Annotated in this window: 19 protein-coding genes and 2 pseudogenes; 18 read left to right on the top strand and 3 right to left on the bottom strand. The window is 67.0% G+C overall.

What is annotated here, in order from left to right; all coding sequences use genetic code 11:
• Positions 1-21 precede the first annotated feature (21 nt).
• The 3 genes from rpmE (at position 22) to prmC (ending at position 2,292) form a co-directional block, all read left to right on the top strand.
• A complete protein-coding gene (gene rpmE / locus F1D05_RS07665; RefSeq protein ID WP_185446635.1) occupies positions 22-228 on the top strand; it encodes a 50S ribosomal protein L31 in 207 nt (68 codons plus the stop codon).
• A gap of 151 nt (positions 229-379) precedes the next feature.
• Positions 380-1,456, top strand: coding sequence for a peptide chain release factor 1 (prfA, locus tag F1D05_RS07660; RefSeq protein ID WP_185446634.1), 1,077 nt, complete (start codon positions 380-382; stop codon positions 1,454-1,456).
• The gene (gene prmC, locus F1D05_RS07655; protein WP_185446633.1) at positions 1,453-2,292 is read left to right on the top strand and encodes a peptide chain release factor N(5)-glutamine methyltransferase; all 840 of its coding nucleotides are present in this window, start codon (positions 1,453-1,455) and stop codon (positions 2,290-2,292) included. The genes prfA and prmC overlap by 4 nt, the downstream gene beginning before the upstream one ends.
• Here the strand turns inward: prmC and F1D05_RS07650 are convergent.
• The 3 genes from F1D05_RS07650 to F1D05_RS07640 all read right to left on the bottom strand — a co-directional run bounded on the left by F1D05_RS07650 (position 2,283) and on the right by F1D05_RS07640 (position 4,838).
• A complete protein-coding gene (locus F1D05_RS07650; RefSeq protein WP_246486500.1) occupies positions 2,283-3,314 on the bottom strand; it encodes a hypothetical protein in 1,032 nt (343 codons plus the stop codon). The two genes, prmC and F1D05_RS07650, sit on opposite strands and share 10 nt — an antisense overlap.
• A gap of 140 nt (positions 3,315-3,454) precedes the next feature.
• Positions 3,455-3,637, bottom strand: a complete 183-nt coding sequence (locus tag F1D05_RS07645; RefSeq protein ID WP_185446632.1) for a hypothetical protein — start codon at positions 3,635-3,637, stop codon at positions 3,455-3,457.
• Positions 3,638-3,818: 181 nt separating this feature from the next.
• Positions 3,819-4,838, bottom strand: coding sequence for an adenosine deaminase (locus F1D05_RS07640; protein WP_185446631.1), 1,020 nt, complete (start codon positions 4,836-4,838; stop codon positions 3,819-3,821).
• Positions 4,839-4,968: 130 nt separating this feature from the next.
• Here F1D05_RS07640 and F1D05_RS07635 point away from each other — a divergent pair, with 130 nt between their 5' ends.
• The 15 genes and pseudogenes from F1D05_RS07635 to F1D05_RS07570 all read left to right on the top strand — a co-directional run bounded on the left by F1D05_RS07635 (position 4,969) and on the right by F1D05_RS07570 (position 19,102).
• Positions 4,969-5,940, top strand: a complete 972-nt coding sequence (locus F1D05_RS07635; protein ID WP_246486499.1) for an L-threonylcarbamoyladenylate synthase — start codon at positions 4,969-4,971, stop codon at positions 5,938-5,940.
• Entirely contained in the window at positions 5,940-7,058 is a 1,119-nt protein-coding gene (locus F1D05_RS07630) for a glycosyltransferase family 4 protein (RefSeq protein WP_185446630.1), read from the top strand. The genes F1D05_RS07635 and F1D05_RS07630 overlap by 1 nt, the downstream gene beginning before the upstream one ends.
• 252 nt (positions 7,059-7,310) lie before the next feature.
• A complete protein-coding gene (locus F1D05_RS07625; protein ID WP_185446629.1) occupies positions 7,311-7,775 on the top strand; it encodes a hypothetical protein in 465 nt (154 codons plus the stop codon).
• A gap of 114 nt (positions 7,776-7,889) precedes the next feature.
• Complete coding sequence (locus F1D05_RS07620) at positions 7,890-8,105, top strand: AtpZ/AtpI family protein (RefSeq protein WP_185446628.1); 216 nt, start codon at positions 7,890-7,892, stop codon at positions 8,103-8,105.
• Positions 8,106-8,202: 97 nt separating this feature from the next.
• Positions 8,203-8,601 (top strand): annotated as a pseudogene (locus F1D05_RS41885) (F0F1 ATP synthase subunit A); the annotation flags it as partial.
• 67 nt (positions 8,602-8,668) lie between these two features.
• Positions 8,669-8,983 carry a F0F1 ATP synthase subunit A gene (locus F1D05_RS41880; RefSeq protein ID WP_281388922.1) on the top strand — a complete coding sequence of 105 codons (315 nt, stop codon included), beginning with the start codon at positions 8,669-8,671 and terminating at the stop codon, positions 8,981-8,983.
• 82 nt (positions 8,984-9,065) lie between these two features.
• Positions 9,066-9,293, top strand: a complete 228-nt coding sequence (gene atpE / locus F1D05_RS07610) for an ATP synthase F0 subunit C (protein ID WP_185446627.1) — start codon at positions 9,066-9,068, stop codon at positions 9,291-9,293.
• A 29-nt stretch (positions 9,294-9,322) separates the two neighbouring features.
• Positions 9,323-9,895, top strand: a complete 573-nt coding sequence (locus F1D05_RS07605) for a F0F1 ATP synthase subunit B (protein ID WP_185446626.1) — start codon at positions 9,323-9,325, stop codon at positions 9,893-9,895.
• A complete protein-coding gene (locus tag F1D05_RS07600; protein ID WP_185446625.1) occupies positions 9,895-10,692 on the top strand; it encodes a F0F1 ATP synthase subunit delta in 798 nt (265 codons plus the stop codon). Before F1D05_RS07605 ends, F1D05_RS07600 begins: the two co-directional genes overlap by 1 nt.
• Positions 10,693-10,783: 91 nt before the next feature.
• Positions 10,784-12,422 (top strand): annotated as a pseudogene (gene atpA / locus F1D05_RS07595) (F0F1 ATP synthase subunit alpha).
• Between the two features lie 6 nt (positions 12,423-12,428).
• The gene (locus F1D05_RS07590; protein WP_185446624.1) at positions 12,429-13,340 is read left to right on the top strand and encodes a F0F1 ATP synthase subunit gamma; all 912 of its coding nucleotides are present in this window, start codon (positions 12,429-12,431) and stop codon (positions 13,338-13,340) included.
• A 5-nt stretch (positions 13,341-13,345) separates the two neighbouring features.
• Positions 13,346-14,800, top strand: a complete 1,455-nt coding sequence (gene atpD / locus F1D05_RS07585; RefSeq protein ID WP_185446623.1) for a F0F1 ATP synthase subunit beta — start codon at positions 13,346-13,348, stop codon at positions 14,798-14,800.
• A 1-nt stretch (position 14,801) separates the two neighbouring features.
• Positions 14,802-15,206, top strand: coding sequence for a F0F1 ATP synthase subunit epsilon (locus F1D05_RS07580; protein ID WP_185446622.1), 405 nt, complete (start codon positions 14,802-14,804; stop codon positions 15,204-15,206).
• A 110-nt stretch (positions 15,207-15,316) separates the two neighbouring features.
• Positions 15,317-15,748, top strand: a complete 432-nt coding sequence (locus tag F1D05_RS07575) for a DUF2550 domain-containing protein (RefSeq protein ID WP_185446621.1) — start codon at positions 15,317-15,319, stop codon at positions 15,746-15,748.
• A gap of 45 nt (positions 15,749-15,793) precedes the next feature.
• Positions 15,794-19,102 carry an SNF2-related protein gene (locus F1D05_RS07570; RefSeq protein ID WP_206686108.1) on the top strand — a complete coding sequence of 1,103 codons (3,309 nt, stop codon included), beginning with the start codon at positions 15,794-15,796 and terminating at the stop codon, positions 19,100-19,102.
• Positions 19,103-19,108: the final 6 nt, after the last annotated feature.

The raw sequence follows: 19,108 nt of genomic DNA, 5'->3' as shown, positions 1-19,108 counted from the left end.
CGCCTTGACTCGAGGAGATCCATGAAGAGCGACATCCACCCGAACTACGTGGCGACCAAGGTGACCTGCACCTGCGGTGCCCAGTTCGACACGCACTCGACCGCGGAGAGCGGTTCCATCCACGCCGACGTGTGCTCGCAGTGCCACCCGTTCTACACCGGCAAGCAGAAGATTCTCGACACCGGTGGCCGCGTCGCCCGCTTCGAGAAGCGGTACGCGAAGAAGTAGCGACGAAAGCTCTGGGCGAGGTGTGCCTGCGGACAGCGCGGGCCACCTCGCTTTCGTGTGTTGTGCGGCTTCGCCGCGAGCGGGGGCTTCGCCACCCGCACCCCCCCTTGCGCGGGGCTGGTGCTTGTTCGTACCCGAGAGGAGTGCAGCCATGTTCGAGGCGGTGCAGTCGCTGAAGGCGGAGTACGCCGAGCTGGAACGGCAGATGGCGGATCCCGCCCTGCATTCCGACCAGGCCAACGCCCGCAAGGTCGGCAAGCGGTACGCCGCCCTGGCGCCCGTGGTCCGCGCGTACGACGAGTGGCTGACGACCGCCGACGACATCGAGGTGGCCAAGGAGCTCGCGCACGAGGACCCAGCCTTCGCCGAAGAGGCCACCAAGATCGAGCACCGGCGCGAGGAGCTGGCCGAGAAGCTGCAGGTGCTGCTCGTGCCGCGGGACCCGAGCGACGACAAGGACGCGATCCTCGAGATCAAGGCCGGCGAGGGTGGCGACGAGTCGGCGCTGTTCGCCGGCGACCTGCTGAAGATGTACCTGAAGTACGCCGAGTCGCAGAACTGGAAGACCGAGATCCTCGACGCGGCCGACTCGGATCTGGGTGGCTACAAGTCGATCACCGTCGCGGTGAAGGCGAAGGGAACGCCCGGGCCCGGTGAGGCGCCGTACGCGAAGCTGAAGTTCGAAGGTGGCGTGCATCGGGTCCAGCGGGTGCCGGTGACCGAGTCGCAGGGCCGGATCCACACCTCGGCGGCCGGTGTCCTGGTGCTGCCCGAGGCGGAGGACGTGGACGTCGAGATCGACCAGAACGACCTGCGGATCGACGTCTTCCGGTCGTCCGGCCCGGGTGGGCAGAGCGTCAACACGACCGACTCGGCGGTCCGGATCACCCACCTGCCGACCGGCATCGTGGTCTCGATGCAGAACGAGAAGTCCCAGCTGCAGAACCGCGAGCAGGCGATGCGCGTACTGCGGTCCCGGCTGCTCGCCGCGGCCCAGGAAGCGGCCGCCCAGGAGGCCTCGATCGCCCGCCGGTCGCAGATCCGCACGGTCGACCGCTCCGAGCGGGTCCGCACCTACAACTACCCGGAGAACCGGTTCTCCGACCACCGGGTCGGCTACAAGACGCACAACCTGGACCAGGTCCTCGGCGGCGAGCTCGCCCCGGTGATCCAGGCGCTCACCGAGGCCGACCTGACCGCACGCCTCGAGGCCGTCGAATCCCAGTGAGCACGAAGAGTCTGCTCGCGACCGCGACGAGCGCCCTGCGCGACGCGGGCGTCGCCTCACCGGAGTACGACGCTGCTGAGCTGCTCGCGTTCGTAGCGGGGACCAGCCGGCTCCAACTCGGCTTGGTCGAGGTCACTGCCGGCCAGGCCGCGCAGTACGACGAGTTGGTGGCTCGCCGGGCAGCTCGTGAACCGCTGCAACACCTCACCGGTACTGCGGCCTTCCGGTACCGCGAGCTGGTCGTCGGACCAGGCGTGTTCGTGCCGCGCCCCGAGACCGAAGTACTGGTCGGCTGGATCCTGGACCGACTCGCGAAGGTGGAGTCGCCGGTGGTTGTCGACCTGTGCAGCGGGTCGGGTGCGATCGCCGGCGCGGTGGCGACGGAGCGGCCCGACAGCACGGTGCACGCCGTGGAGTTGTCGCCGGAAGCATGCGTCTGGGCCCGCCGCAATCTGGCCGGCACCGGGGCGACCTTGGCCGAAGGCGATATCGACGGCTGCCTGCCGGAACTCGACGGCCGCGTCGACGCGGTGATCGCCAACCCGCCGTACATTCCCTTGACCGCTTGGGAATCCGTCACGGCCGAGGTGCGGGACCACGATCCGGCGCTGGCGTTGTGGTCGGGTGAGGACGGGCTGGACGAGATCAAGGTGGTCGCCGCGACCGCGGGCCGGCTGCTGAAGCCGGGTGGCTGGTTCGGCTGTGAGCACGCGGATGTCCAGGGTGAATCCGCTCCGGCGGTCTTCGCCGCGACCGGCCTCTTTACCGAGGTCCGCGACCAATTGGACCTGGCCGGGCGGCACCGTTTCGCCACCGGCCGCCGCGTCTATTCGTAGACGACGAACTCCGGGCGGGGCTTCAGCGCCATCACCTGGGTGGGTGTCATCAAGGCGCCGTGCCGGGTGTCTTCCTTGTAGAAGAGTTTGAAACCCGCGCGCACTCCGGGCGCCAGAGTCGTGGTGAGCTTCTGCCAGGTCGATTCCTTGTCCGTGCGGCCGCCGATGCCGTCGACCGATTTCACCGTCACCACGCCCGGATGCTGTTTCAGCGCCTTCTCGTTGCTGACGATCCGCGCCGAGAGTTGGTGGAAGACGAACACCTTCTCCGGCAGGTCGTACTGCGCGACCAGATCGGACAGGTAGCCCGCGATCGAGTCGAGTTGGGCGCCGGTGGTCCGGCCGAAGACCTTGCCGGGCACCTGTCCGGGACCGACCGCCCATTCGGGGTCGAAGGCGAGTCCGACGTCCGGCTCCTTGAGCCAGCGCTGCAGCACCTTGATCTCGCTGAGGATGTCCGCCCGGCCCGGCTGGATGTCCAGCAACAGCAGCATCCGGTGCTTGCGGGCGACCGTCAGGTAGTTCTGGATCTTGGCGTCGGGCAACCGGCTGCGGTACTTGCCGTCCTTGCCGGCATGCCCGTTCGCGACCACCACGATGAGCTCCATCACCGGCTGCGGCGTCCGCCCACCGGCGTACGCCTTGGCCAGCGTCTCGAGCCGGTTCGCCTTGGTCTCGAGGTCCTTGTCGAGCGGCCCGAGCGCGGGCGAGCCCGGCAGACCGACATACCCGACCAGTTGGTACCGCGGGAAGATCTGCCGGCCGCCGCGAGGCAGTTCACCGTCGGCGGGCGGGTCGGGTATCGGTGTACTGGTCGGGCCGGCCGACTTGTCAACCGACGCAGCGGGCTTGTCTGTCTTGGTGTCGGCCTTGGTGTCGGTGCACCCGGCGAGCAGGCCGAGCACCATCGTCAGCGCCGCGAGGGCGACGGAAACCTTGCGGGGTGGAACCACGGCACCAGCCAACCACGCCGCACCGACAGACCCACGCCGCGGCGTGTCACTGGCTCCCAGCCGCTTCATCGCAGCACGGACCAGTTGGGCCGAGGTCGAGCGGCTGATCGCCGTACCAGCCGCGCAGACGGCCGAGTAGATCGAGCCGGAGGGTTTCCGTCAGCGGGGCAGTCTCACGCCTCGACCGGCCAGCTCGCGGGATGACACCGTCATGCCGACTGCGGGATCGCGTTACGCCGCTGCCGGAGATCGGCAGCGGGCAGTGGCGTCATCGGCCCGAGCCGTTCGAGTGCCTCGTCCAGCAGCGCCGCAGCCTCATCGCACGTGCCCTCGGCTTCCGCGCAGCCCACCCGCCCCGGCCGCCGTGGTCGAGTTGTGGCGACCTTGAACACCCAATGGGGGCCTTGGACATGAAATTTCCTGTTCACGGTCCCCACAAAGTGTCCGAGGTCACCACATCTGACCCGGTATTACGTCCGCCCCGCCCCGCGCACAGTTGGTCGGCAAGCGATCCAGCGCTGATTGTGTGCCGGCAGTTCCTGGCCGGACGTGTGCCCGTGCAACTGCAGGCGGTCAGGCGTTGTTGGTGACGTAGTCGTCGATCTCGGTGAGGAGGGTGGTCTTGGTGCTGTCGTCCGCGAACGAGACCCGGACGGCGGTGCGGGCGTACTCGGCGATGCCCTGGGCGTCCAGGCCGAGCAGGTCGGCGACGACGGCGTACTCGTTGACCAGGGTGGTGCCGAACATCGGCGGGTCGTCGGAGTTGATCGTGACGACCAGGCCGGCGTCGACCATCGCGCGGATCGGGTGTTCGTCGTACGAGCGGACCGCCTGGGTGGCGAGGTTCGAGGTCGGGCTGACCTCGAGCGGGATCCGGTGCTCGCCGAGGTAGTCGACCAGCGCGGGGTCCTGGGTCGCCGAGGTGCCGTGGCCGATCCGCTCCGCCTTCAGATCGCGCAGCGAGTCCCAGATCGTCGCCGGCCCGGTGGTCTCACCCGCGTGCGGGACGCTGTGCAGACCGACGGCGCGCGCGGCATCGAAGTACGGCGCGAACTGCGGCCGCGGTACGCCGATCTCCGGGCCGCCGAGGCCGAACCCGACCAGGCCGTCCGGACGGATCTCGGTGGCGATCCGGGCGGTCTCGACGGCGGCCGGGATGCCGGACTCGCCGGGGATGTCGAAGATCCAGCGCAGCGTGACGCCGAGTTCCTTCTCCGCGGCGGTCCGGGCGTCCTCGATCGCCTCGCAGAACGCCTCCGGCGCGATCCCGCGCTGGGCCGACGTGTACGGCGTGACGGTCAGCTCGGAGTACCGGATGTTCTGCGCGGCCATCTCGCGGGCCACCTCGTAGGTGAGCAGGCGGACGTCGTCCGGCGTACTGACCAGGTCGACCACGGTCAGGTAGACCTCGATGAACTTCGCGAAGTCGGTGAAGGTGAAGTACTCCGCCAGTGCGACCGGATCGGCCGGCACCGGTGAGTTCGGATGCCGGGCGGCGAGCTCGGCCACGATCCGCGGCGTCGCCGATCCGACGTGGTGGACGTGCAGTTCGGCCTTGGGCAGCCCAGCAAGGAATTCACGTGACACGGTCATGGCCGGGATCTTATGCACGGGACCGCCGGGTCCGCCCGGAAGCTGACAATCATTTGTCAGGAGTCGCCGTTCGGCCGTCGCGGGCGGCCCGGCTGGAACGCTTGAGCAGGTGAGTGGCACGATTCACTCCGTGAGCGAGCGCTTTGAATTCACCGGTGATGATTTGGTGGGGGCCTACCGTGCGGCCGTCGACGCCATCGAGGCGGGTGATCTGGTCGTGTTGCCGACCGACACCGTGTACGGGATCGCGGCGGACGCCTTCAAGGCCGACGCCGTGCAGCGGCTGCTGGATGCCAAGGGCCGTGGCCGGGACATGCCGCCGCCGGTGCTGATCTCGGTGGTCGAGTCGCTGGACGCTCTTGCGACCGATGTTCCCGACGCCGGGCGGAAGCTGTGCGAGGCGTACTGGCCCGGGCCGCTGACGGTGATCTGTCACGCCCAGGGCTCGCTGATGTGGGACCTGGGGGACACCCAGGGAACCGTCGCGCTGCGGGTGCCGGACCACGAGAACACCCGTGAGCTGTTGTCGCGGACGGGACCGCTGGCGGTCAGCTCGGCGAACAAGAGCGGGCAGGCGGCGGCCCTGGACGTGTACGACGCGGAGGCGCAACTGGGCGACTCGGTCGCGGTCTACCTGGACGGCGACGAGGTCACCGGCGGTCAGCCGTCGACGATCGTCGACCTGACCGGCGACGTGCCGCACGTCGTCCGGATCGGCGCGCTGACGATGGCGCAGATCCGCGAGATCGTCCCCGAAGCCACCACCGACCTGGAGCCCGACGCCGTCGTCGAGGACGTACCCACCGACGAGCCGGTGCAGGACAAGGCCGAGGACAAGCCGGTGCAGGACGTACCCACCGACGAGCCGGTGCAGGACAAGGCCGAGGACAAGCCGGTGCAGGACGTGCCGGCCGAGGAATCGGTGCAGGACGTGCCCACCGAAGTGTCGGTTGAGGATGTGCCAACCGATGGGCCGGTGGTGGCGTCCAAGGAGGAGCAGGCCGAGGAGCCGAAGCCGGACGAGAGCGTCGTGGCCGGGGCCGAGGCCGAAGGAGAGACCACCGTGGACGGCAAGGCGGCTGATGTGAGGCCGGCGGACTAGTGCGTGAGTATCTGCTCGTCCTGTTCGTGGCGATGGCCACGACCTTCCTGCTGACCGGTATCGCCCGCAAGGTCGCCCTCCGGTACGGCGCCGTCGCGAAGGTCCGCTCTCGCGACGTCCACAAGGTCCCGATCCCGTACTTCGGCGGCGTCTCGATCTTCGGCGGCCTGATCGCCGGGTTCGCCGTCGCCTCCAGCCTGCCGTTCCTCGGTGACAGCCTGCAGATCGCGCACGACGCACGGGCGATCCTGGTCGGCGGCGCGGTGATCTGCGCGGTCGGGGTGATCGACGACCTGGTCGAGCTCGACCCGATCACCAAGCTGGCCGGCATGGTGCTGGCCGTCGGCGTGATGATCGTGCAGGGCATCCAGCTGTACTGGCTCCCGCTGCCCGGCGGCATCTTCTCGCCGCCGCCCTCGCAACTCGCCGTGCTGACCGCCGGCATCCTGCTGGTGTCGACCAACGCGGTGAACTTCGTCGACGGCCTCGACGGTCTGGCCGCCGGCGTCACCGCGATCGGCGCGACCGCGTTCTTCACCTACTCGTACGTGCTGAACGTCGAGCAGAACCTCGACCGCGCGACCACCTCGACGATGATCACCGTCGCGCTGGCCGGTGCCTGTCTGGGCTTCCTGCCCCACAATTTCTTTCCAGCAAGAGTTTTCATGGGCGACTCGGGTGCCTTGCTGATCGGGTTGATGCTGGCCGCGTCGACGATCAGCCTGACCGGCCAGATGGACCCGAACGCGGTGCCGTACGAGGTCGGCGGCTCGAGCCTGCTGCCCGCGCTGCTCCCGCTGATCCTGCCGATCGCCGTGCTCGCGATCCCGGCGCTGGACCTGACGCTGGCCTACATCCGCCGTACGAAGGCAGGCCGATCGCCGTTCGCGGCGGACAAGCTGCACCTGCACCACCGCCTGATGCAGCGCGGCCATTCGCACCGTCGCGCGGTGCTGCTGATGTACCTGTGGACCGCCTTGATCGCCTTCGGTGTGGTGGTCCTCGGCCTGCTCCTCTCGGTCTGGACAGTGATCCTCGTGCTGGCCGTCGCGGTCACCGCCATCCTGCTGACCACCGGCCTCCCGCGCCGCTCCGCGAAGCCGCTGGCGAAGGTCTGAGCCCTAGCGGCGGGCCAGCCTGCCGCGCGGCCCGGAGTACGGGACCAAGGACCAGACCAGTGGGTGTCCTGGCCTACCGATAGGGTGTTCGTGTACAGCGGCAGGGACGCTCGTTTTGCTGACCGTTTTGCTAGCACCGCAGAGTTTGTGCTAGTTTTCACAAGCACCAGCCAAGAAGAGTTTCACCCCTGACCCCGCCCACCCGACGACCGCGGGCAAGAATCCCGGTCGCCAGCAGGACGGAACCACCAGATGGCTCCCTCAGACAGAGGTCCGAAAGTCCCCGGCCAGGCCACCAGGCACCCGGCGTTGGCGATGCTGCGCGGCGCACTCGTGGCCGGCGTGGTCGTCGGTGTGAATGCTGCCGCCGTTTCTGCGGTCGCCGCCGGGCTCAAGGGTCTGTGGGGCGCGTTGCTTGGTCTGCTGATGGTGATCGTCTTCTCCGGCGCCGGCCTGCTGATGCTGCACCTGTCGCGCCGTACTTCGCCGACCATGCAGCTCGCCCTCGCGATGGCTTCCTACACAGGCCGGATCGCGATCTTCGGCGGCCTGCTCGCCATCGCGCTGAACTCCGACAGCCTGGCCCGCAACGTCAACCTGACCGCGCTGGGGATCAGTGCCGTCGTGGTCGTGATGGGCTGGATGGCCGGCGAGATCTGGGCCTGGTCGCACCTTCGGGTGCCGATCTACGACCTGGACAAAGAGGTGACCGCGTGATCACCGGCGGTAGTGCCACGGCAAGCCGTTTCCCAACCGTGACAAGGGGTGTGGCGAAGTGCACGACTGTCGATGTGACCGGGCGTGTCGCCGACTGGTACCTTTCGGGTGCCAATGAGCCAGCACGAGGATCCGAAGCCGACACCGAATACTTCCGGCGATGGCTGGCGGGTCTTTTCCTACTTGATCGGCGGAGTCCTCGTCTACGGGGGCATCGGGTTCGGGTTGGATCGCTGGCTGGGCACCCAGTTTCTGCTTCCGGTGGGCATCGTTCTCGGTGCCGGCCTGACGATCTTGTTGCTGAACTTCCGGTACAGGCAGCGGTCCTGAGCCGTACCGGGTCTGACGTAGTTGACCGCCTTGCCCTGAGCCGCCCTGCCCTTAGCCATATGGCGAACGACTTGAGCACGACGCGAGAGGAGACCCGGTGAGCGCCGGCGTTTCGACCGAGTTCATTTCACCCGGTCCACAAAGTTTCGACACCCCGGGAATCCTCGGCGTCGACTGGTTGACGAAGCCCGTCCTGGTCGCCGCGCTGTCGGTGGTGGTGATCGTCTGGTTCTACTGGGGAGCTTCCCGCAAGGCCGCGATCGTGCCGTCGAAGCTGCAGTTCGCCGGTGAGCTCGGCTACAACTTCGTCCGCAACTCGATGGCGCGCGACGCGATCGGCAGCCAGGAGTACATGAAGTACGTGCCGTACCTGTGCGGCCTGTTCTACTTCATCCTGCTGAACAACGTCGCGGCGACGATCCCGCTGATCCAGTTCCCGACCTTCAGCCACATCGGCTGGGCGTATGTGGCCGCGATCATGAGCTGGGTCATCTACAACGCGGTGGGCATCAAGAAGAAGGGCCTCTGGGGCTACTTCAAGCACCAGACGATGCCGGGCCGGTGTGCCGATCTGGCTGATGCCGCTGATGATCCCGATCGAGTTCATCTCGAACATCCTGGTCCGCCCGGTCTCGCTGAGCCTGCGGTTGTTCGCCAACATGTTCGCCGGCCACATCCTGCTGCTGGTCTTCGTCACCGGTGGCGAGTACATGATCCTGCACTCCGGCAGCATCGCGCTCGGCGGCGTCGGCATCGTCACCTTGCTGATGGGCCTCGCGATCGCCGGACTGGAGCTGTTCGTCCAGTGCATCCAGGCCTACATCTTCGTCGTTCTGACCGCGCAGTACATCGGCAGCGCGATCTCCGACGAGCACTGATCCGTACCACCGGTATTACCCACAGACCCGTACTAACGGAAACCCGGATAGTTCTTATCCGTACCGAAAGGAACACATCGTAATGAGCGCTCTCGAGATCACCGGCAACATCGCCGTCCTCGGCTATGGCCTGGCCGCGATCGGACCGGGTGTGGGCGTCGGCCTGATCTTCGCTGCCGTCATCAACGGCACCGCGCGTCAGCCCGAGGCACAGAGCAAGCTGCAGTCGATCGCGTGGATCGGCTTCGGCGTCACCGAGGTGCTCGCGATCATCGGTATCGCGCTTGCCTTCGTGTTCAAGACCGGCTGACCGACTTCTCTGACTGACAGGACTCAGACATGTTGACGATCGTGCTACCACTCAGCGAGGCCGCGGCCGAAGAGCCGAACCCGCTGCTGCCGCACAACGCCGAGATCATCTTCGGTTTCGTCTTCCTGATCCTGCTGGCCATCGCCTTCGCCAAGGTCGTCGTACCGAAGTTCGAAAAGGCTTATGCCGATCGGACCGCGGCGATCGAAGGCGGGATGAACGAGGCCAAGCAGGCCCAGGCCGAGGCGAAGGCGGCCCTCGACAAGTACAACGCGCAGTTGGCCGAAGCCCGCCAGGAAGCTGCGAAGATCCGCGAGGACGCCCGCGAGCAGGGTGCGCTCATCATCGCGGAGCTGCGTGAGCAGGCGAACGCCGAAGCTGACCGCATCGTGACCCACGCCCGCACCCAGATCGACGCGGAGCGGACCCAGGCCGTGGCCTCGCTGCGCGGTGAGGTGGGCACGCTGGCCACCTCGCTGGCGGGCCGGATCGTCGGTGAGTCGCTCGAGGACGAGGCGCGCCAGCGTCGTACGGTCGAGCGCTTCCTGGCCGAGCTGGAGTCGTCGGAGTCGGCCCGGCAGGCTGTCGGAACGGACGGCTGATGCGCGGCGCATCGAGGGAGTCACTCGCCCGGGCCCAGCAGGCCCTGGCGGGTGTCACCGTCTCCGAAAGCCTTGGTGGCGAGCTGTTCTCGGTCGCCAAGGTGCTCGACGGCAACGGTTCGCTGCGGCGGGCCATGACCGATCCGGCGCGGCCCGGCGCGGCCCGGACCGGACTCGCCGGGCAGTTGTTCGGCGGCAAGATCTCCGCCCAGGCGCTGGAGATCCTGACCGCCGCGGTCGACGGGCGCTGGGTCAGCGCCCGGGACCTGGCCGACGCGCTCGACCAGTTGAGCGTCGAGGCCGAGGTCGCGTACGCCGACGGGCAGCGCAAGCTCGACGAGCTGGAGGACGAGCTGTTCCGTCTCGACCGGGTGGTCGTGGCCGAGCGGGCTCTCGCCGACAAGTTGAGCGATCGCACCATCCCGGTCGCGGCTCGCCAGGAACTGCTGCGCGGATTGCTGCAGGGCAAGGCCGATCCCGTCACCGTGCGGCTGGCCGAGCGCGCTGTGGACGGCCGGGGCCTGCACTTCGCCACTGCGATGCGGTCCTACCAGGTCGCGGCCGCCGCTCGGCGCGACGCAAGCATCGCGACGGTGCGGGTGGCCACGGATCTGACCGAGGGCGAGCGCTCGAGGCTCGCCGAGGCACTCGGCCGGCAGTACGGTCGGCAGATCCAGCTGAACGTGATCGTCGACCCGGCAGTGGTCGGCGGCGTCCGGGTGGACATCGGCGACGAAGTGATCGACGGAACCATCGCGGCACGGCTCGAAGAGGCGCAACGGCGCATCGCGGGCTGACCCCTAACGACATTTTGCGGCGCTAGCGGTCAGCAAACCTCTAGAGCCAACCCACTGGCCGGCAAGGTCAAGGAAGCAGGGACGGAAGATAATGGCTGAGCTCACGATCAGGCCGGAGGAAATCCGGGACGCCCTGGATCAGTTCGTCACCAGCTACGAACCGACGACGGCGAACCGCGAAGAGGTCGGCACCGTTGTCGACGCCGGTGACGGTATCGCGCACGTCGAGGGTCTGCCCTCGGTGATGACGAACGAGCTGCTGGTCTTCGAGGACGGCAGCCAGGGCATCGCCCTGAACCTCGACGTCCGCGACATCGGTGTCGCCATCCTCGGTGAGTTCAGCGGTATCGAGGAAGGCCAGCAGGTCCGCCGGACCGGGCAGGTTCTGTCCGTACCGGTCGGCGAGGGCTACCTGGGCCGGGTCGTCGACCCGCTGGGCAAGCCGATCGACGGTCTGGGCGAGATCAAGGACCTCGAAGGCACCCGCGCGCTGGAGCTGCAGGCGGCAGGCGTGATGGACCGCCAGGAGGTCCGCGAGCCGCTGCAGACCGGCATCAAGGCGATCGACGGCATGATCCCGGTCGGCCGCGGTCAGCGTCAGCTGATCATCGGCGACCGCAAGACCGGCAAGACGGCGATCGCGATCGACACGATCATCAACCAGAAGGCCAACTGGGACTCCGGCGACCCGAAGAAGCAGGTCCGCTGCATCTACGTCGCGATCGGCCAGAAGGGCTCGACGATCGCCTCCGTGCGCGGCGCGCTCGAAGAGGGCCGGCGCGATGGCGTACACCACCATCGTCGCCTCCCCGGCGTCCGACGCGGCCGGCTTCAAGTACGTCGCGCCGTACACCGGTTCGGCCATCGGCCAGCACTGGATGTACCAGGGCAAGCACGTCCTGATCGTCTTCGACGACCTGACCAAGCAGGCCGAGGCGTACCGCTCGATGTCGCTGCTGCTGCGCCGCCCGCCGGGCCGCGAGGCCTACCCGGGTGACGTCTTCTACCTGCACAGCCGGCTGCTCGAGCGTTGCGCGAAGCTGTCGAACGAGCTGGGCGCGGGCTCGATGACCGGTCTGCCGATCATCGAGACCAAGGCCAACGACGTGTCGGCCTTCATCCCGACCAACGTCATCTCGATCACCGACGGCCAGATCTTCCTCCAGTCGGACCTGTTCAACGCCAACATCCGCCCGGCGATCGACGTCGGTGTCTCGGTGTCGCGCGTCGGTGGGGCCGCCCAGGTCAAGGGCATGAAGAACGTGTCCGGCTCGCTGAAGCTGGACCTGGCCCAGTTCCGCGCGATGGAGGCGTTCGCGATGTTCGCCTCCGACCTGGACGCGACGTCGCGCCGTCAGCTGGACCGTGGTCAGCGCCTCGTCGAGCTGCTGCGCCAGCCGCAGTACTCGCCGTACGCGGTCGAGGACCAGATCGTCTCGATCTGGTCGGGGACCAACGGCAAGTTCGACGACGTGCCGGTGTCCGACGTGCTGCGGTTCGAGCGCGAGTTCCTCGACTTCCTGCGTCGCGACGGCAAGGTGCTCGACGCGATCCGTGAGTCGGGCCTGTTCACCGACGACTCCGCGCAGGCCGTGTCGGCGGCGCTGGACGAGTTCAAGCAGACCTTCCAGACCTCCGACGGCGAGCTGCTGGCCGGCAAGGAGGAGACCAAGGCGATGGACTCCGAGGACGTCGAGCAGGAGCAGATCACCAAGCAGAAGCGGGGCTGATCACCCATGCCAGCCAGTCTGCGGCAGCTTCGTGAGCGCCGGGCCTCGGTCTCGACGATCAAGAAGCTGACCCGCGCGATGGAGCTCATCGCGGCGTCCCGGATCGTCAAGGCGCAGCAACGCGCCGCGGCGGCCGGTCCGTACGCGCGTGAGCTCACCCGTGCCGTGTCGGCGGTGGCGACGTTCTCGAACGTCGACCACCCGCTGACCACCGAGAAGCCGAACCCCAAGCGGGCCGCCGTTCTGCTGATCACCTCGGACCGTGGCCAGGCCGGGGCGTACTCCTCCTCCGTGATCCGCGAGGGCGAGCGGCTGAACCAGCTGCTTCGCGAGGACTCCAAGGAGGTCGTTCCGTACCTGAGCGGCCGTAAGGGCATCGCCTACTACACCTTCCGGCAGCGCGAGGTCGCGCAGTCGTGGAGCGGCGATTCCGACGCGCCGTCGTTCGCCCGGGCCCGGGAGATCGCCGACGCCCTGATCGAGGCGTTCCTGACCCCGACCGAGGAGGGCGGCGTGGACGAGATCCACATCGTCTTCACCCGGTTCGTGTCGATGCTGACCCAGCGCGCGGATGTCATCCGGCTGCTGCCGTTGGAGGTCGTCGAGGGCGAAGAAGCGCCGTCCGAGGACGAAGTACTGCCGCTGTACGAGTTCGAGCCCTCTGCCGAAGAGGTACTGGACGGTCTGCTGCCGAAGTACGTCGCCAGCCGGATCCACTGGTGCATGTTGCAGGCGGCGGCGTCCGAGCTGGCCAGCCGGCAGCGGGCGATGAAGTCGGCGACCGACAACGCGCAGGACCTGATCGAATCGCTGACACGTCAGTTCAACCAGGCGCGTCAAGCGCAAATTACCCAAGAAATCAGCGAGATCGTCGGTGGCGCCAGCGCGCTGGCCGATGCCAACGCCGGGAGCGAGTGAGAGAGATGACTGCCACGGTTACCGAGAAAAACGATAACAACGCGGCCGGCTCGGCTGGACGCGTTGTCCGGGTGATCGGCCCGGTCGTCGATGTCGAGTTCGCGGCCGACGCGATGCCCGACATGTACAACGCGCTCGAGGTGGACATCACCTTGGCCGACAACACCCAGACGATCACCCTCGAGGTCGCGCTGCACGTCGGCGACAACATCGTCCGGGCGATCTCGATGAAGCCCACCGACGGCCTGGTCCGCGGTACCGAGGTGCGCGACACCGGTGCGGCGATCTCCGTCCCGGTCGGCGACGTCACCAAGGGCCGGGTCTGGTCCGTGACGGGTAAGTGCCTGAGCCAGGACGAGTCCGAGTTCGAGATCACCGAGCGCTGGCCGATCCACCGTAAGGCGCCGGCCTTCGACCAGCTCGAGTCCAAGACCGAGATGCTGGAGACCGGCATCAAGGTGCTGGACCTGCTCACGCCGTACGTGCAGGGCGGCAAGATCGGCCTGTTCGGCGGTGCGGGCGTCGGCAAGACCGTCATGATCCAGGAGATGATCTACCGGATCGCGCACAACTTCGGTGGCACCTCGGTGTTCGCCGGTGTGGGTGAGCGCACCCGTGAGGGCAACGACCTGATCAACGAGATGGAAGAGGCCGGCGTCTTCAAGGACACCGCGCTGGTCTTCGGTCAGATGGACGAGCCGCCGGGCACCCGGCTGCGGGTCGCCCTGTCGGCACTGACGATGGCGGAGTACTTCCGCGACGTCGCCGGCCAGGACGTGCTGCTGTTCATCGACAACATCTTCCGGTTCACCCAGGCCGGTTCCGAGGTCTCCACGCTGCTCGGCCGGATGCCGTCCGCGGTGGGTTACCAGCCGAACCTGGCCGACGAGATGGGCGTACTGCAGGAGCGGATCACGTCGACCCGCGGTCACTCGATCACCTCGATGCAGGCGATCTACGTGCCGGCCGACGACTACACCGACCCGGCACCGGCGACCACCTTCGCCCACCTGGACGCGACCACCGAACTGTCGCGTGACATCGCGTCGCGTGGTCTGTACCCGGCCGTCGACCCGCTGAGCTCCACGTCGCGGATCCTCGACCCGCAGTACATCGGCCAGGAGCACTACGACGTGGCTGTCCGGGTGAAGCAGATCCTTCAGAAGAACAAGGAACTGCAGGACATCATCGCCATCCTCGGTGTCGACGAGCTGTCCGAAGAGGACAAGATCGTCGTCGCCCGGGCGCGCCGGATCGAGCAGTTCCTGTCGCAGAACACCTACATGGCGGAGAAGTTCACCAACATCCCGGGTTCCACCGTGCCGCTGAAGGACACCATCGAGTCCTTCAAGAAGATCACCGAGGGCGAGTGCGACCACATCGCCGAGCAGGCGTTCTTCAACACCGGCAGCCTCGAGGACGTCGAGCGCAAGTGGGCCGAGCTGCAGAAGGAAAACTGACATGGCCGACGATTCCGCGAAGCACCTCGAGGTAGCCCTCGTCGCGGCGGAGCGGACGGTCTGGCAGGGGCAGGCGAAGATCGTGATCGCCCGCACCACCGACGGTGACGTCGGTATCCTGCCGGGTCACGCGCCGCTGCTGGGGCTGTTGCAGGGTGGCACCGTCCAGGTGCGGACCGTCGACGACGAGTACTTCGTCGCGGCCGCGCCGGACGGCTTCATCTCGGTGGCGAACGACCGGGTCTCGATCCTGGCCGAGAACGCCGAGATGGGTCACGACATCGACCTGGAAGAGGCCAAGCGCGCTCTGGAGCAGGCTCAGGCGACCGGGACCGACTCCGAGGACGAGCAGGAGCAGGTCCGGGTCGCCGAGGCCAGGGTGAGGGCCGCCGAGAAGGCGTCCTGAACCCACCTGCCATAATTCAAAAGAGTGCATTTTTGCTTGGCAGTCTTAGTCAGTACGGTTCGGGGTAGGTGCCGCCAGGTCGTCGGCATCAGGAATGAGGTCGGCAGCTTATGAGGACAGTCCTCGATGTGGTCGGGGTCTGTCTTGCTGCCGCCGTACTGCTGATCATTTTTTTCGCGTTCCGCCGTCGTTGGCTCACCAAGGACGGCGGAACGTTCGATTGCAGCCTGCAGTTGGCCGAGAAGGACCACGGCCGCGGCTGGGCGCTCGGCCTGGCCCGGTACATCGGTGACGATCTCCAGTGGTTCCGCGTCTTCAGCCTGGCCTGGTGGCCGAAGCTCACGGTGAACCGCGGTCAGTTGCAGGGCGTCACCACCCGCCGCCCGATGGGCAACGAGCCCTTGGTCACCTACGCCGGCCACGTAATAGTCGACGCCGAGCTCCGCGACCGCACCGTCCACTTCGCGATGACCGAAGAAGCGCTTACCGGCGTCCTCGCCTGGATGGAATCCGCACCCCCCAACACCCAGACCTACCTCTGAACCCCGGTTCCCGGTTTTGTCGGAGATCCTGGATAACGTGATCGGGTGCAATCGGTGCGCGTGACCGGACTTGATCCTGCGGTGGTGAAGAACGCCGTCGGGGCTGCCTCCTATGCCAGGGGGCTGATGTACACCCAGAGCGGGGCTGTCCGCTCGATCTGGTGGGACTCCACGGCGGGCGCGCTGCGCGGCGAGGTCCGGGGGCAACTGGAGGACATTTACGAAGTGGTGCTTTACCTCTCGTTCTCCACCGAGGGCCGGGTGGAGTACTTCGAGGGTGAGTGCACTTGCCCGGTCGGGCTCGACTGCAAGCACGTCGCCGCGCTGGCATTGAAAGCGATCCTGACCCCCTCGGGACCGCCTACCTCAACCATCACGGCGGCAGCCCACCCGGTTGTGCGAGCGCCCGGCTGGGAAACGTCGCTGGGCTCGCTGCTCGGCCAGGCGACACCCGCCGTGGGGAACAAGTCGAAGGCCGCGCCGCTCGCGATCGAGTTGTCCCTGGTTGAGCCCAGCCAGTATTCGAGCAGGCACCGGGCAGCGTCGAGCCGGCCTGTGCTGGTCGCCCGAGTGGTGAAGCAAGGCAAGAAGGGCTGGGTCCGAGGCACCTTGAGCTGGGTCGCGCTGGACAATCACTACGGCGAGCTGGTCAAGTCGCATTCGCAGGCGCTCCAGGAGTTGTACGCCTCCTACAACTCGCGCAGATCGCGGTCGTACTACTACAGCGGCGATGAGAAGACCATCGAGCTGTCGGCCTTCGACAGCCGGCAGCTGTGGCCCCTCCTGGACGAGGCGTTGGCCGCCGGTGTCCGATTGGTGCGCAGCAAGAAGCGACCGGGGGATCTCGATCCGTACGACGTTGCCGAGTTCTGTTTGGACGTCACCCAAGACGAGGCGACGAGCTCCCTACTCGTGCGGCCAGTCATCCGGGTAGACCGCGAGCAGCAGGATCCGCAGCCGGACGTGGTGCCGGTCGAGTTCATCGGTGCCGAGGGGCATGGGCTGGTATGGGTCGATCGACCGGATCTCAGTGCCTCCGCCGACCCCGACGAACTGCGGTTCCGGCTGGCGCGATTCACCCGATCCGTGCCGGCAGAACTCCAGCAGCTGACCCTGGCCGGGCAGGAATTGCGGATCCCGCCGACCGACGGAGCTCGCTTCCGCGCGGAGTACTATCCGAAGCTTCGCCAGGTCGCCGCCGTCATCTCCTCGGACGGTTCGTTCACTCCGCCGACGATCTCCGGTCCGGAGTTGAGCCTGCGGGCCGACTATGGCGCCGACCATGTCCTTGATCTCAGCTGGAGCTGGGTCTACCAGGTCGACGACTTGCAACTACAGGTTCCGCTGGCTCTGGTTCCCTCAGGGGACGACAGCTATCGCGACCTGGACCAGGAACGCGAGATCCTCGCAGGTCTCGACCTGCGCCAGGAGCTGCTGACCGGGCCAACACTGCGGGGACTTGAGACTGTGCGGTTCAGCACCGAGTTGCTTCCGCAATTGACCGCGCTGCCGGAGGTGGACGTCGTGGTGAGCGGCACGCCGGTCGACTATCGCGAGGCAGGTGATTCGCTCTCCATCGGGGTCTCGACCTCGGCCCCGGCCGGCGAGACGGACTGGTTCGACCTCGGTATCACCATCACAGTGGAAGGACAGAAGGTTCCGTTCGTCGACCTGTTCCGGGCGCTGACCGCCGGCGAGTCGTATGTCCTGTTGGCCAGCGGCGCCTACTTCAGCCTGGAGAAGCCGGAACTGCAAGCGTTGCGGACCCTGATCGAGGAAGCACGTGCCCTTCAGGATTCACCCAGCGGCGACCTGAAGATCAGCCGCTTCCAGGTCGGCCTGTGGGACGAGCTGGAAGCGCTGGGCGTGGTGGGGCGCCAGGCCAAGGCCTGGAAGCAACAGCTGACCGCGCTACGGTCCGTGGGTTCGACTGATCAAACAGAGTTGCCCGCCATGATCGACGCCTCGTTGCGGCCCTACCAGCTCGAGGGATTCCGTTGGCTGGCGTTCCTCTGGAAGTTCGGGCTGGGTGGCATCCTGGCCGACGACATGGGGCTCGGTAAGACCCTGCAGACGCTGGCCTTGATCGCCCACACCAAGGAGACGGGTGCGGACCTCGCTCCATTCCTGATCGTCGCTCCCACCAGTGTCGTGTCGAACTGGCCGTCCGAGGCGGCGCGGTTCGCCCCGGGGATGAAGGTGGTGTCCATCGCGGACACCTTGCGTCGTCGCGGCCAGACTCTCGACGAGGTGATCGGGGATGCCGACGTCGTGGTGACGTCGTACACGTTGCTCCGTCTGGATATCGATGCGTACGCCGACCGGTCCTGGGCCGGGTTGATCCTCGATGAAGCACAGTTCACCAAGAACCATCAGTCGAAGGTCTACCAGTGCTGCCGACGTCTGCCCGCGCCGTTCAAGCTGGCCATCACCGGCACGCCGATGGAGAACAACCTGATGGAGCTGTGGTCGCTGCTGTCGATCACCTCACCCGGGCTGTTCCCCAGCCCGACCCGTTTCGACCAGTACTACGCCCGCCCGATCGAGAAGCAGGGTGACTCCGAGCGGCTGGCTCAGCTGCGCCGCCGGATCAAACCGCTGGTCAAGCGCAGAACGAAGGAGCAGGTAGCGGCCGATCTCCCTGCCAAGCAGGAGCAGGTGATCGAGGTGGAGCTTCATCCGCGGCACCGCAAGCTCTACCAGACGCACCTGCAGCGTGAACGTCAGAAGGTCCTCGGCCTGGTCGGGGACCTCGACAAGAACCGGTTCACCATCTTCCGCTCGCTCACCATTCTGCGGCAGCTGAGCCTGCACGCGGGGTTGGTCGACGAGACGCACAGCGCGCTGCCCAGCGCGAAGATCGAAGCCCTCCTGGAGCAGATCCCCGACATCATCGGCAGCGGACACCGGGCTCTGATCTTCAGCCAGTTCACCGGTTTCCTCGACCTGGTCCGTCAGCGTCTGGACGCGGACGGCGTGGAGTACTGCTATCTCGACGGAAGCACCCGCAATCGGCCCGCTGTGCTGAAGAGATTCAAGGACGGCGGGGCGCCGCTGTTCCTGATCAGTCTCAAGGCCGGCGGAGTCGGCCTGAACCTGACCGAGGCCGATTACTGCTTCTTGCTCGATCCTTGGTGGAACCCGGCGACGGAGGCGCAGGCTGTGGACCGGATCCACCGGATCGGGCAGAGCCGCACGGTGATGGTCTACCGGTTGATCGCCAAGGACACCATCGAGCAGAAGGTGATGGAGCTGAAGGAACGCAAGGCAGCCCTGTTCGCCAGTGTGATGGACGAGGGCAACGCGTTCGGTACCGGCCTGGATGCCGACGACATCAGGGGCCTGTTCAGCTGATCTGTT

Origin of the sequence: Kribbella qitaiheensis, from assembly GCF_014217565.1 — a bacterium.
GTDB lineage: Bacteria > Actinomycetota > Actinomycetes > Propionibacteriales > Kribbellaceae > Kribbella > Kribbella qitaiheensis_A.
Note: the sequence above shows the minus strand (reverse complement) of the source record. Positions and strands in the feature narration are given on the sequence as shown.